The sequence below is a fragment of the Pontibacter virosus genome, from assembly GCF_003096355.1.
GTDB lineage: Bacteria > Bacteroidota > Bacteroidia > Cytophagales > Hymenobacteraceae > Pontibacter > Pontibacter virosus.
In genome coordinates this window covers 129,474-142,971 of record NZ_QEKI01000002.1, presented here as the reverse complement: position 1 = coordinate 142,971, position 13,498 = coordinate 129,474, and the positions used below count along the sequence as shown (strand labels likewise).

Sequence of the window (13,498 nt, the reverse complement as noted above, 5' to 3'; positions counted from 1 at the left end):
TTCTGAGATTAACTCATCCGTTGCTTTACTCCATCATAGATTTTTCCCTGAGTGAGTTTTTGCTCGATTTTCGCAGAGTGCTTAGGTTGTCAGTAATAGGTGGGTTTGGTGCGCTAAGGTGAACAGCGTCCTTTCCCCAGTAATCAGCAAAGCCTCTGTTCACCCAAAAATCATTATTTTCGGGCCCTTCCAGTATGTCCATGAAATAGATGGATTTAGGTATAGCAGGAAGTGGATCCACTGTGCATTCCTGGCAATCAGATGCGGCCATGGCGGCATACCTGCGCTTGAGCGCCTCATCATAAGCAGCAGCCTTTCCAGACACCAGATCTACATAAGCTGTGCTTATGTTATTTTCGACGGCCAGTAAATTCAACAGAAAGAGCAGCATGGCCACTGCTGGTATAATTGGAGAAAGTAGGCGTTCATGCTGCAGCCGGTGACTATGGGTATGGAGAGCTACCTGTAGTAGGTAAAACCAGCCAAAGACAAAAAAGAAGCAGATCACATTTTCGACTCTAGGAGTCGCCCGCTCTCCTGTGGACCAGGCAAAGGTAAAGTACATCAGGAAAATAGTTCCCAGAAAGTAAAGTACTGCCAATCTCAGGTCGATGGAAAACAGCTGGCTATTTTTTGTTTTATTGGCCACGGGCAAACCGATTAAGAGCATGTAGATCACAGATGCTATTAACACTGGAGCAAGCCACCTGTAGAAAGTGAGTAAGGATAAGAAGCCGGCGTATACGGTCGACCAAATAAACCTAGAAGCATTCGGGTGATCATTCATACGATCATAATTGCCGGGAGCCAAGACAGCTACCAAACAGGAAATCGTACAGATCATAAATAGAAATAAAAGGTAGCTTCTGTGAATGTGATTATTTCTGTTAGCAACTAGGAGTAGCAGGCATGTCATAAATACCATAATCAGCGACATTTCATTAGAACCGACAATGGCAATGATGAGTATGCATGCTATACCAGTGTAAAATAACTTCTTGAATTTGATGTCTGTATGAAATAGTAAGTATAGAATTGCCAACAACAGTAATGTCATGATGTTAGAGAACTGATAGGTGGCATAGGTGGCAAAGAAGTAAAAACCTTCTGCCGGGCTAGGTGTAAGGAGTAAGTATAGGCTTAAAAGCAGCGCAGATATAGCTAGTGTATTTTTTTTTCTGAGATGTTGATTGAGTAAAGTATTAATTAATGCCCAGGTGGAAAAGCAGACAGCAAGAAGACAAATAAAGGTATAAAATTTATATAGCTGCAGCGAAGGTATAGTCAATGGGTTTAATCTGACAACGGCTGTCCCAAAGTACCTCCCGGACCAATGCAAATAATATTCAACCTGGGATTTAAAGAAACCTAAGGTTGTATCACGCAGTGCAAAACTAAAATCATCAGCTGTTGGATGCGTGTATGCAGAGAGAAGTAAAAATGGCAGAAGTGTGTAAGCTCCGACACCTATCAACAGGTTAAAAAAATAGGGAGGAGTGCGTTCGTGCTGTTGTAATGGCATAAAATATGATGTATAATCGGCGGTTATAAGGTAACCAATGTTTTTACTGCTGTAAATAATTTATAAAATTTGGTTGTCTTGGGATCAACAACAACTTTTTTTGCCGGCCATCAATGTAGCGGATGCCAGCAGGAGTAAGGGCCGCTTGCTCTTCCAACATCACCCGGATTTCTTTGTTATTCCACTCTGGCAGTGTAACCTTTGCATTTAGTTCGATAGCATAAGCTGTGTTAGGCTGCAGTGGATAATCCCCTGTGCCGGGCACACCTTCTTGATTGTCCCACATACCGATGGCAGGACCGGCTCCATGACCGTGGTAGCCGATGGGGTGTGAGTAAATGCTGGCCACAATGTTCTCCTGCTTTGCCTGCGCCAGGGTGGCTTTCAAAACCTCGTTGCCGGTTCTGTTGGGTTTCATGTGGCTGGTCAGGATATCCTGCAGGCGATTGCCAGTTGCCAGTGCATTCTTGAGATAATCAGGGGCGTCTGTTTCACCAGGCTTTAGCACGTAGGCCAGCTGCTGCACATCGGTGTTCAGGTTGAGGTAAGAGATACCCAGGTCCACATGTACCAGGTCGCCGTGCAAGATCACTTCCTGCGCCGGGCGCTCGGCAAAAGACCGCTCCGAGTCGCCTGCACCGGGATTAGCGCGCTGCACATCCACAGTCGGGTGAAACCAAGCTTGCAGCTTCAAATCCGCAATCCGCTCCCGGAACCACCAGACCACGTCTTCGGTCGTCGTTTTGCCAGGCCGGATGACCTGTTCTGAAAAACCTTGCGCGATGATGCTGTGACCGATCTGGCTAATCTGCTCATACAGTTCGAGCTCCGTTTCGGTGCGCACCTGTAACCAATCCACCGCCAATTTTTCTGCAGACACTACTTTTGCCTGTTGCGATTTAGGTATGGAGCGCATCAGGTTGTCCCATTCAGTTTTTGCCAGTCCGTCAGCATGGCCGAAGTTAGGGGAGTAGTTCAGGCCGATCTTCTTTGGGTTTCGCTCGGCAATAAGGGCAGCCAGCCGTTTCCACTGGTCGGGTTCTTTTTCCGGGTCCCAGGCGGCCTTGAACAGATTGCCAACATCGTAGCGGGCGACGGCCAGACGCTCCACCGTTTTCCCATTGTCATAAAAAAGTAGGATTGTTCTTCGTCGGGCAGCTAACCAGGTAGCAGGCAGCATGGTTTTGATCACGGGGTCCTCGTTATACTCCCGCGCAATGACCAACCACATGTCGATCCCTTGCTTCCGCATCAGCGTGGGAAGCAGCTTATCCAGGCGCTCTTGCAGTATTTTGTCTTCGAGGGCGGCACGTTCCTGTAGCGGCAAAATGGTGGGCATCTGCTGGGCGAAAGCAGGAACTGCCAAGCTCAGTAATAAAAGGAGAGGTAAAAGCTTTCTCATAGATGGGCTGCATTAAGGCGTCTAACAAAGATAGAAGAAATGCTCAGGTTTGGATAGAGTAATCACGGTTCTCTGTCAGGGGGTAGTGGAAGTTACGTGTGAGCATCTGCCAAATAGCAAAAGGCAGCTCCGTTCGGACCGCCCTTTTGCATCAGGTATAGCATCTCCTATCAGACCAGGATCAGTATGGATATCCATTTGTGAACGGAGTGTGATAATTTTACCATCTGGCATTTTTCAAGGTCAGGCCTACTGCAGCGAGGCGCTGCCCATCATGGAAGCTTTGCACGGAGCCTCTTAACCCGAAGGTAAGGTGCTGTTTGACCTTCACATCCAGGTTCAACGCTAACACATAGCCCGCTTGCAGCCCATTTCTTGAGCGCATTTCAGGCTTGAAGTCCGTGATGCCGCCCTGCCCATCGTAGTGAATGGAAAGCCCGTACAACTCTCTTTCGCTGGCATACCGTAAGACCGGACCAACTGCAGGGTAGACTTGGACAGGACCAGCGTTGATGAACAAGTTATACAATCCTTCAACCGCTACACCATTTGACTTTTGAAAGGTTTCATGTCCAGAACCCCAAGGTCGCGTTTGCTCAATGTAAGTGCCGGTTGCCAGCACCTCAAAGCCGGAGCGATTTGAGATTTGGTTTTGCATACCTGCTATGAACCAGTGGCCAGGTATATCGCCGTTACCGGAATACACGGTGCCATAGCCAACTTTGGGAGTCCATTTATTCTGTGCCGTAGCAGTGAGAGTAAAGCCGAAAAGAAGTGTGAAGAGTAGAAGTTTGAATTTTGGGTATGCATTAGAAATGAAAAGACCGTAAAAGATGCGTATTAAATATATAAAATATTATATAATTTTTTATAACAATATATGTGCCAGTATGATAGCTAATCTCAAATTTGTTTTAGAGTTGCAGGTATAAATGACAAAGGCAGCCCCGTTGGAGCTGCCTTTGTTGTTTTAGGTATAGCCTAAGCGAAAACTAGCTTCTGCTTCTTCTCTCAGGAGCTTTCAAAGTAAACTCAGAAGTAGCCTTGCCACCATCGGCTGTTTCTACTTCCACGGTATACTTGCCTGGCTGCAGGTAGATTATCTTGTTGTCAGCTGCTTCTACTTTTACCGTTTCCTCGCCGTCTTTCTTACTGCCGTTAAGAGCCGTTTCGTAGGCTTTGGCATTGGCGTCGTCTACAGAGAAGTTATAGTTCACGTAGTTCAGGCCACGCTCGGTCTCGTCTTTCAACTCTTTCAACAACTGTCCTTTGTCCGTTTTAATGCGGATGGTGGTGGTGCCAGCCTGAGCGGTGTAGTACGGAATCTCCAGTGAAGACTCCATCGGTTCGCCCCAGGCGCCACGCGTTCTGCCCCAGAAACCATTGTACTGTACTGGCTGGAAAGCGAACAGGTGCAGTTTCTGGTTCTGAATCTCTGGCGTTAGTTGCTGCAGGTGCTCCACATTGGCAATGTAGATCGAGCGGCCGTGCGTACCCACGATCAAATCATTATCGCGCGGATGCACCACTACGTCGTGCACCGACACGGCGGGCATGCCGTTGCGCATCTGCATAAAGGTTTTGCCGCGGTCAAGCGAGATGTAGAGGCCATGGTCGGTGCCCACGTACAGCAGGTTCGCATTCTTCGGATCGTCTTTCACCACGTTGATAGCCTCAGCTGGTAGGTTGGTGCCCAGGCGCTCCCACTTTTTGCCATTGTCTTCCGACACGTACAGGTATGGTGTGAAATCATCCCAACGGTAGCCGTTGAGCGAAGCATACACGCGGTTCTCGCTGTGATTAGAAGCTACAACTGTCGATACCCACAAGTGCTGCGGCAATTTCTTGGAGATGTTCTCCCAGTTATAGCCACCGTCTTTGGACACGTGGATGGCCCCGTCGTCAGATCCGGTATAAAGTAGTCCGAACTTCAATGGAGACTCGTCGATAGAAGTCAGCGTACCGAAGCCCACATCGCCTTTCAGACCGCCGTTGGTCAGGTCGCCGGAAAGCGTTTGCATGTCCTCGCCCTTTTTCATAGAACGGTGGAATTTGTTGGAGCCGAAGTACAGGATGTCTTGGTTGTGGCGGCTCAGGTGAATCGGGCTTTCCCAATTGAAGCGGAGTGGTGTTTCGCCTAACTCATGGCTTGGTCTGATGGAAACACGCTGGCCGGTGCGCTTGTCCACGCGGGCGTAGTTGCCGTATTGCGAACCCAGGTATACCGTGTTGTTGTCACGGAAGTCCACCTGCACCATCATGCCGTCTCCACCACCTAAACGCTGGTAAGGGTAGCGACCCGTCTGGGTCCACTCTGTATTGGCTTTATAGTTGCTCGGTCCGTACCAGGTGCCGTTGTCCTGCAAACCGCCATATACGTTGTAGGGTTTCTCCATGTCCACGGCCACAGCGTAGAACTGACCCACCGAAGGCGTATTGGCAATCGCCCAGGTTTTGCCGTCGTCATAGGTGATGTTCAAACCACCGTCGTTGCCGTTGATCAGGTAGCCCGGCTTGTCCGGACTAACCCATAGGGCCTGGTGGTCAGAGTGTACATTGTCGCCTTCGATGTTGCGGAACGTCTTGCCGCCGTCATCCGAGGTCAGGATTGGCACACCCAGGATGTAGATCTTATCCGGGTTGTGAGGCGCCACACGCACTACACCAAAGTAGTAGCCGTAGCTTGAGTACATGTCGTCGATCGGTTTCTCGTGTGTCTTCTTCCAGGATTTGCCACCGTCATCGGAGCGGTATACCTCCGCGCCTTTCACCGGGGCCTCGGTCGTAACAGCCAGCGGGTCTTCGAGGTAAGCAGCCAAAGCTGTCGGTTTAAGCTTGCCGCTCTTCACGTCTGCCTTCACGGTTTTGGCGGTATACTTAGACGGGAAACGGTTGTTGTCGAGGAAAATGTTGAGGTCTTTGTCGTTGAGCGCCAGAAATGCCTCTGTTGACATACCTTTGAATTGCTCTTTTTGCAGTTCACCTGCCTTTGGCTCCTTCTTTTCTATCTGGCGCAGCTCCTGGTTGTCCAGGAAAGCGTAAATGATGTTCGGGTTGCCCGGGTGAATGTCGAGGCCAATACGACCTACGCCATCAGAAGTCGGGAAACCACTGGCTTCTGTCGTCACACGGGTCCAGGTGTTGCCGCCGTCGGTTGACTTATGGATGCCGGATGTTTTGCCGCCTTCCACAAAATCCCAGGCGCGGCGCTCGCGGTGCCACATGGCTGCGTACACGTTGTTCGGGTTTTTCGGGTCGATCACCAGGTCAATGGCTCCTGTGTTATCGTCGATGTACAGGGTCTTCTTCCAGGTCTTGCCACCGTCGGTGGTTTTGTACACGCCACGGTCTTTGTTAGGTGAGTACAGGTGCCCCACAGCCGCTACCCAAACCGTATTCGGGTCCGTCGGGTGCAGGATGATGCGACCGATGTGGTGCGTATCGTCCAGGCCCATGTGCTGCCAGGTTTTGCCGCCGTCGGTGCTCTTGTACACGCCCACGCCGGAGTAAGACGAGCGGCTGGAGTTGCTCTCGCCGGTACCGATCCAGATGGTTTGGTTGTTGTTCCAGTCCACGGCAATGTCGCCGATGGTCATCACCGCTTCATTGTCGAAGATCGGCTCAAAGGAAATGCCGTTGTTGATGGTTCTCCAGAGACCGCCCGAGGCATAGGCTGCGTAGAAATTAGTCGGGTCTTTCGGGTTCACATCGAGGTCGGTGATGCGGCCGCTTTGTACGGTCGGGCCCACGTTGCGGAAGGCCACGTTCTTGACAAGGGAGTTCTGTTCCAGCTGCTGTCGCTTTTCGAATCCTTGCAGCCTTTCTTTGGCAGGTGTGTAGGCCGGCTGCTTTAGTGCTTTCTTCTGAGCCTGCACAGCGCCCCCGCTAAGGGCCACCAGCAGCGCTACAGAAAGTATACGCTTTTGCATTGTGTAGATGTAGGTATAGTTTAGAGTAGATTGTTTGAGTTTCTAAAGCTAAGGAATTGTACCGGATTTTGGAAGAACTCGAAGAGCTGAAAAACATTTGTTATATTAGATACTTCGTATTCCTTAACCCGGAGCAACTGATGCATGCTATCGCTGAGTTGAGGCAGAATAGCAGTGTCATGATAATTTCTCAATCTGATTGAGCACTATCTGTTGAGGCTATACCTGAAAAAGAAGAACAAAAAAAGAATTTCATATGAACGTGAACACACTCTTATATCTGCTCTTCCTGCTGCTAACCGGCAGTTTTCAAGCCTGCGAACAGGTTGATACCTCTTCGGTTTCAGACCCTGAAGCAGAGTCCTCACGCATCCTCGTCTTCTCCAAAACAGCAGGGTTTCGGCATGCCTCTATACCTGCTGGCAAGGCAGCATTGCTAAAACTGGGGCGAGAGCATCAGGTGAAAGTCGATACGACAGAAAATGCGGCATATTTTGTGGCGGACTCCCTGCAGCGATACCAGGCTGTTGTCTTTCTGAATACTACCCTAGATGTGCTGAACCCTGAGCAGCAAGTGGCTTTCGAAAACTATATTCGCAACGGCGGTGGCTTTGCAGGTATACACGCCGCTTCGGACACAGAGTATGACTGGCCCTGGTACACCAAGCTGGTTGGTGCCCAGTTCGAGAGCCATCCTAAAGTGCAGCAGGCAGTGGTAGCTGTGGTTGACAAAAACCATCTGGCAACTGAAGGACTGCCATCCAGATGGGAGCGAACCGACGAGTGGTATAATTTCAAAAATCTAAATCCGGATGTGCACGTGTTGGCTAAACTAGACGAGTCAACTTATGAGGGAGGCAAGAATGGAGCGCACCATCCGATTGCCTGGTATCATGCTTACGATGGGGGCCGGGCTTTTTATACCGGCCTGGGCCATACCGAAGAAAGTTACAGTGAACCGGCGTTTCTGCGGCACATCTGGGGCGGCATTGCCTACTCCATGGGGGAAGAGGGTGAGTGAATTCTGTTAACTTACGTACTACTTTTGCATAAACCATAGCACACAGCAGTCGTTTTCATTACAACCAGGCACGTTACAGTGAACAACACGTTCGACATATTGATAGTAGGCGGTGGCCCCATCGGCCTTGCCTGCGGACTGGAAGCGCAAAAGGACGGACTTTCTTACCTGATTGTCGAGAAAGGCACCATCACCAATTCGCTCTTCAACTACCCGCTCAACATGACTTTTTTCTCCACAGCTGACAGGCTGGAGATAGGTGGCTATCCTTTTCCTTCCATCCACCCAAAGCCCAACCGCAGCGAGGCGCTGGAGTACTACCGACGGGTGTCTGAAATTGGTGAGTTGAATATTCGCTTATTTGAGGAAGTGACAGGTATAAGCAGGCAAGGAGAGCTATACCTGACGAGCACCAGCAAAAGCAAGTACCAATCGCGATACGTGATCCTGGCGACCGGTTTTTATGATATCCCGAACATGCTGGCTATACCTGGTGAGGATTTGCCCAAGGTAAAGCACTACTATTACGACCCGCACTATTATTACAAGCAGAAGATCGTGGTGGTGGGCGCCAACAACTCGTCTGCCGACGTGGCCCTGGAAACCTGGCGCAAGGGAGCTGAAGTAACCATGGTGGTGCGCGAAGGTGAGCTTGGACGCATCAAGTACTGGACCAAACCCGACCTGGAAAACCGCATAGCCGAGGGCAGCATCAAAGCCTACTTCCATTCCAGCCTGACTGCCGTCCGGGAAAATGAAGTAGATATACATACACCGGAAGGCAAAGTGACGATTCCGAATGACTTTGTGATGGCCATGACCGGCTACCAGCCTAATTTTGCTTTCCTGGAGAAGGTCGGAGTAAAATTGTCAGATGACTTCTATAGGTACCCTTATCACAACCCGGAAACCATGGAAACCAACCTGCCTGGGCTATACCTGGCGGGCGTGGTGTGTGGCGGCATGGAAACGCATGTGTGGTTCATCGAAAACTCCCGGGAACATGCCGTGAAAATAGTGCAGAATATACTCAAAAAGTAACTTATCTATCACTGCGCTTCCTCCGACTGGAGTTGTTTCGGCTGTCATAGTGCCTGCCTCCCTTGCTCTTAGGAGCACCGCTCGGTCTTTTCGGGGATCCACCCAATCCCTTAGGTCTGCTGCCAGTCCCGAAACTGCTGCCAGCGGTCAAGCTTTTCAATTTGTCAACTTCTTCGGCTGTCAGTTCGCGGTACTCGCCGGGCTGCATCTCGCCGAGGCTCAGCGGACCAATAGCCGGCCGGATTAGGCGCAGCGTTGGGAAGCCCACAGCGGCAGTCATGCGGCGCACCTGCCGGTTCATGCCCTGTGAAATTTTAATCTCTACCCAGCTTGTCGGAATGTCTTTTCGGAAGCGGATCGGTTTGGAGCGCTCCCATACCAGTGGTTCCTCTGCAAGTAGACTGGCTTTAGCAGAAGCCGTCTTCGTGTTTTTGATCATGACCCCGCGGCGCAGTTCTTCCAGCGCTTCTGCTGTAGGTATACCATCCACCTGCACCCAGTAGGTTTTCTCGATCTTAAACTTCGGGTCAGACAGGCGGTGCTGCAGGGCTTTGTCGTCTGTTAGCAGCACCAACCCCTCGCTGTCGTAGTCCAGCCGACCGACCGGGTAAATGTCAGGCACAGGCACAAAATCTTTGAGCGTGGCACGGCCTTCCTCGTCCGTAAACTGCGTAAGGACTTCGTAAGGCTTGTTGAGGATGATGTATTTCAAGTTGAGAATTTAGTAAGTTCAGAAATTAGGAAGTCGAATTGTAGCTACGTTACACCGTAATGTCATGGTGCAGTTTGAAAATAGCTAGCCCCTTACAGAGCGTTATCCTGCCCAAAGGTGCACCGATTAATTTTATCAGAACCTGTATATAGGGCTTCTATACTCAGATCCTGAGAACAAACAATCAACTATTAACAATTAACAATCCACCCTATACCTGCTCAGGCTGATGGATTTTGTACTGCAGGTTCCAAAGGGATTTGAGCTGGTCGTATTCGGGGCGAATGATCGAGTAAAGCACGGAATCTTCGTTAACGCCATCTACCACATAATGCTCCCGAATCACGCCTTCGAGCTGGAAGCCATAGTGATTCAGCAGTTTGATGGAGGGCGTGTTGTAGTCGGCGGCCAGTGCCTCGATGCGGCGTAGTCCCATTTCCTCGAAGCCGTAAGCCAGTACGGGACCTAATGCCTCTTTCATATAGCCCTTTTGCTTGTAACTGTCTTCAAGCAGGGTATAGCCCACCTCCGCGCGACGGTGACTCACGACCCAGGTATGGAAACCACAGCGGCCCATTATCTTGCCAGTACTTTTTTCCAGTATCCTGAAGTTTTTGAAAGAGTGGAAATAGGTGGTGAGGCCCTTGCTGAATTTATCTTTCTCCTCTGCCAACTCCTCTTCCGTCTTCATACCGAGGTAAGCCTTTATTTCCTCATCACTGCAGGCAGTGAAAAGGTGATTGCTTATCTCAGGCGTGTACTCGCTCAGGTATAAGCGGTCTGTTTCCAGTACGACAGGTTGAGGTGCAGTGGTGGCCGGTTTCATAGACAAAGGTATAGCTGAGGTTTAGTAACTTCCATTGTACTTCCGCACAAACCACTCGCCGCATACCAGCGCCAGAATCACGAAGAACAGCCACTTCAGGTCTACCAGGTCGTTGAGCGACTCAGAGCTGTAAATCAGGTCCTTGTGGTCTGCTTTTAGGATGTCCTGCTCGAGTTGCTGCAGCTGGGCGGGATAATAAAGCTTCGAGCCGGTATTGGCGCCAAGCTGGTACAGCAGGTTATGATCGGCTACCGCATGCAGCGCCTCCAATTGCTGTTCTTCCACCACAAACTCGCCTTTGTCCTGCTGCAGCGAACCGTTAATGCGGGCCGAGGCTGTATAGGTATAGCGGCCGCCCGGCAGCGTGCCGATGTTCACCCCTGACTGGTTCTCGCCATTGGCAAACTCAAAGGACTTTTCGGTTCCTTCCGTGTCCTGTATCTTGAGCGTAATGTTCTGTCCGTAGATCGGCTCCAGCGCTTCGTTGTAGGCCTCGGCTGCAAAGCGGATTTCGTCGGAGCTGGTGTATTCGTTTAGTTGCGGGTATACGTTCAGGCGCTTTTTGTTGCGGGGAGCCGTGAGCAGCTGCACCAGGTTGGTGATCAGCTTGTCGTACACGGCGGCGTTTTCGTGGTTGGCCGTTTCCGTAAGGCGCCATTGCCAGGTGCCGGAAGCCAGCAGTGCCGCGTTGCGTTTGTCGCCCACGGTTTGCACGGTGAGGAGCGGTTTAGTGGTGCGTACGCGCCCGACTTGCTGGTATAGCACCGTTTCGGTGTTGGCAGTGAGCTGGTAATCGCCATAAGGCACCGTGGCCGGCGGATATTGCTGCAGACGCTCCGTAGCCTCCTCGGCTACCTTGAAAGTACTGAAGTTTGGATTGACAATACTGGTCACCTCATCGGACTGCCCTGGTGTGTTGATGCGGATGCCCACGTTAAGGCGGTTGAAATTGCCAATGTCGCTCTGCGGGCCCACAATGTAGAGGGCAGGCAGGTTTTTCTGGCGCACCAGGTTGAGAGCAGCGTCTCCTCCTGCCGTACGGCCTGGCAACTGGTGGAGTACGGCTACATCATAGTCCTGCTGTTTCAGGGTAGTCAGGCCAGGTATAAACAGTTCGGTCTCATAGTTCTCGTTCGATTCAATAGCAGCACGCAATGCTTTGATATCCGGGTGGGGAGACGCGGCGGCTACCAGCACCTTTATCTTGCCTTTCACCACGTCGATGTACGCGCTCCGGGAATTGTTGAGCTCCGTGAACTCGCCCTGCTCGGGCAGCACTTCCACCTCGTAGTGGCGCTTGCCCAAACCGCTGGCCATCACCTGAAAGGGCACTTGCTGCAGCGGCTGTCCGGCTTTGAGCGTAACGGTTTTGCGCTCGATCACCTTTTTGTTCTCCTTCAGCTGCACCGTTACGGATGTGCCATCAAAGCCCTGCTGCTGCAGTTCGGCCTCCAACGGAAAACGGTTGCCACTGTAATTAACCTTGTTGTAGCGCAGCGAAGCCATCACAATGTCCTTCTTCGGCACGGTATCGCCCATGGCAACAGGGTATATGGTGTAGTTGAAATTAGCGTAAGTAGGGGAGGTGCCCTGGTTCACGATGCCATCCGAAAGCAGCACGACGCCGGCCAGGTTCTGCTGCTCAAAATCAAGCGCCACATTGCGGAGCAGCTCGCTCAAATTGGTTGTTTCGGCCTCGTATCGCAATTCACTTAAATCCTGGGGAGCCTCGGATTCGCCTAAAACACGTACCTCGGTTTGTATACCTTGCTCCTTCAGTTTGTTGCGCAACGCCTGCACACCCTGCTGCGCCTGACTGAGTTGCACGGAGTCTGAAAACAGTGCCACCGACTGCGAATTGTCAACCGCAAACACAATGGTAGGCGACTGCGTGCTGTTGGTGACATAGCGCACCATCGGACCGAGCAGCAGGAAGCACAGAAAACTCACCACCACAAAGCGCACTGCCGCAAGGACATAGTTTATACCTGCAGACCAGGGCGTACGCTTGCTATAAAGCAGCCAGGCGTAAAGCGCTCCAACAGCCAGACAAGCCAGGATCAGCCAGGGTGAATAAGTCGTTATGAGGCGGAAGGAATCCAAAGAAGTTAAAGAGTTTGGGAGTTTAAGAAGTTCTTCTTCTAAAGAATCGAATAATCTAAGGATTAAAGATAAAAGAAAAAGACCAATGCTACTAACGTAAACGCTTTAGCATTGGTCTGATATTATACTTTGAAAGTCTGAGGGAAGTAAATTTTAGCTCCCAAACTCCTAAACTTCCTAATTCTTGAACTTAGGTCAGCATGCCGCCATCTACCTGCAGCACCTGGCCGGAGATGTAAGACGACTGGTCAGAGGCCAGGAAGGCTACGGCATTGGCCACATCCTCCGGCGAACCGCCGCGCTTCAGAGGGATTGCCTTGCGCCACTCGTCCACCACTTTCTGATCAAGCTCGCCTGTCATTTCGGTTTCGATGAAGCCCGGGGCCACCGCGTTGCAGCGGATGTTGCGGGAGCCTAATTCCAGCGCCACCGATTTGGTGAATCCGATGATGCCCGCTTTGGAAGCAGAGTAGTTTGCCTGGCCGGCGTTTCCTTTTATACCTACCACCGACGTGATATTGATGATCGAGCCGCTCTTGGCGCGCATCATGTGCTTAGTGGCACCTTTCGTTAAAGCAAACACAGATTTCAGGTTGGTATTGATCACCGCATCCCACTGCTCTTCGGTCATGCGCATCAGCAGACCGTCACGCGTGATGCCGGCGTTGTTCACCAGGATGTCGATCTTGCCGAACTCCGCTACCACATCCTCGATCAGCTTCTCCGCCTGCGCCATATCAGAGGCGTCGGAGCGGAAGCCCTTGGCTTTGCCGCCGTTGGCAGTTAGTTCCTGCTCCAGGGCCTGGCCTTTTTCAACGCTTGAGAGGTAGGTGAATGCTACCTGGGCGCCCATCTCTACCAGCTTCTCGGCGATGGCGCGACCTATACCTTTTGATGCCCCGGTTACGAGGGCTACTTTTCCTTCTAGTGCTTTCATAGGGG

10 protein-coding genes are annotated in these 13,498 nt (G+C 51.1%); 2 read left to right on the top strand and 8 right to left on the bottom strand.

Translation table 11 applies throughout. The annotated features are described in order from the left end of the window. Positions 1 to 25: 25 nt before the first annotated feature. From C8E01_RS03650 to C8E01_RS03635, 4 genes are all read right to left on the bottom strand, one after another. Positions 26 to 1,522 carry a DUF6056 family protein gene (locus tag C8E01_RS03650; protein WP_116542005.1) on the bottom strand — a complete coding sequence of 499 codons (1,497 nt, stop codon included), beginning with the start codon at positions 1,520 to 1,522 and terminating at the stop codon, positions 26 to 28. 43 nt (positions 1,523 to 1,565) lie between these two features. Beyond that, the gene (locus C8E01_RS03645) at positions 1,566 to 2,924 is read right to left on the bottom strand and encodes a M24 family metallopeptidase (protein ID WP_116542004.1); all 1,359 of its coding nucleotides are present in this window, start codon (positions 2,922 to 2,924) and stop codon (positions 1,566 to 1,568) included. Positions 2,925 to 3,144: 220 nt separating this feature from the next. After that, positions 3,145 to 3,582 carry a hypothetical protein gene (locus C8E01_RS03640; RefSeq protein WP_243409410.1) on the bottom strand — a complete coding sequence of 146 codons (438 nt, stop codon included), beginning with the start codon at positions 3,580 to 3,582 and terminating at the stop codon, positions 3,145 to 3,147. Positions 3,583 to 3,916: 334 nt separating this feature from the next. Further along, positions 3,917 to 6,853 (bottom strand): VPS10 domain-containing protein, encoded by a 2,937-nt coding sequence (locus tag C8E01_RS03635; RefSeq protein WP_116542002.1) that lies wholly within the window; start codon positions 6,851 to 6,853, stop codon positions 3,917 to 3,919. Positions 6,854 to 7,109: 256 nt separating this feature from the next. Here C8E01_RS03635 and C8E01_RS03630 point away from each other — a divergent pair, with 256 nt between their 5' ends. Then, positions 7,110 to 7,874, top strand: coding sequence for a ThuA domain-containing protein (locus C8E01_RS03630; RefSeq protein ID WP_116542001.1), 765 nt, complete (start codon positions 7,110 to 7,112; stop codon positions 7,872 to 7,874). Positions 7,875 to 7,952: 78 nt separating this feature from the next. Continuing rightward, positions 7,953 to 8,915: a YpdA family putative bacillithiol disulfide reductase gene (locus C8E01_RS03625; protein ID WP_116542000.1), complete on the top strand. Its 963-nt coding sequence runs from the start codon at positions 7,953 to 7,955 to the stop codon at positions 8,913 to 8,915. A 1-nt stretch (position 8,916) separates the two neighbouring features. Here the strand turns inward: C8E01_RS03625 and C8E01_RS03620 are convergent, their stop codons facing one another. The 4 genes from C8E01_RS03620 to fabG all read right to left on the bottom strand — a co-directional run bounded on the left by C8E01_RS03620 (position 8,917) and on the right by fabG (position 13,493). Beyond that, positions 8,917 to 9,627 carry a pseudouridine synthase gene (locus tag C8E01_RS03620; RefSeq protein WP_116541999.1) on the bottom strand — a complete coding sequence of 237 codons (711 nt, stop codon included), beginning with the start codon at positions 9,625 to 9,627 and terminating at the stop codon, positions 8,917 to 8,919. A 211-nt stretch (positions 9,628 to 9,838) separates the two neighbouring features. Beyond that, positions 9,839 to 10,453 carry a GNAT family N-acetyltransferase gene (locus C8E01_RS03615; RefSeq protein ID WP_116541998.1) on the bottom strand — a complete coding sequence of 205 codons (615 nt, stop codon included), beginning with the start codon at positions 10,451 to 10,453 and terminating at the stop codon, positions 9,839 to 9,841. 21 nt (positions 10,454 to 10,474) lie between these two features. Further along, the gene (locus C8E01_RS03610) at positions 10,475 to 12,556 is read right to left on the bottom strand and encodes a vWA domain-containing protein (protein WP_116541997.1); all 2,082 of its coding nucleotides are present in this window, start codon (positions 12,554 to 12,556) and stop codon (positions 10,475 to 10,477) included. A 190-nt stretch (positions 12,557 to 12,746) separates the two neighbouring features. Further along, positions 12,747 to 13,493, bottom strand: coding sequence for a 3-oxoacyl-[acyl-carrier-protein] reductase (gene fabG / locus C8E01_RS03605; RefSeq protein WP_007652979.1), 747 nt, complete (start codon positions 13,491 to 13,493; stop codon positions 12,747 to 12,749). Between the last annotated feature and the right edge of the window lie 5 nt (positions 13,494 to 13,498).

What these genes read in the sequence shown, in the direction of transcription:
- C8E01_RS03640 (WP_243409410.1), bottom strand. Translation starts at nt 3,582, where the DNA reads ATGCAAAACCAAATCTCAAATCGCTCCGGCTTTGAGGTGCTGGCAACC.
- C8E01_RS03630 (WP_116542001.1), top strand. Translation starts at nt 7,110, where the DNA reads ATGAACGTGAACACACTCTTATATCTGCTCTTCCTGCTGCTAACCGGC.
- C8E01_RS03615 (WP_116541998.1), bottom strand. Translation starts at nt 10,453, where the DNA reads ATGAAACCGGCCACCACTGCACCTCAACCTGTCGTACTGGAAACAGAC.
- C8E01_RS03645 (WP_116542004.1), bottom strand. Translation starts at nt 2,924, where the DNA reads ATGAGAAAGCTTTTACCTCTCCTTTTATTACTGAGCTTGGCAGTTCCT.
- C8E01_RS03650 (WP_116542005.1), bottom strand. Translation starts at nt 1,522, where the DNA reads ATGCCATTACAACAGCACGAACGCACTCCTCCCTATTTTTTTAACCTG.
- C8E01_RS03635 (WP_116542002.1), bottom strand. Translation starts at nt 6,853, where the DNA reads ATGCAAAAGCGTATACTTTCTGTAGCGCTGCTGGTGGCCCTTAGCGGG.
- fabG (WP_007652979.1), bottom strand. Translation starts at nt 13,493, where the DNA reads ATGAAAGCACTAGAAGGAAAAGTAGCCCTCGTAACCGGGGCATCAAAA.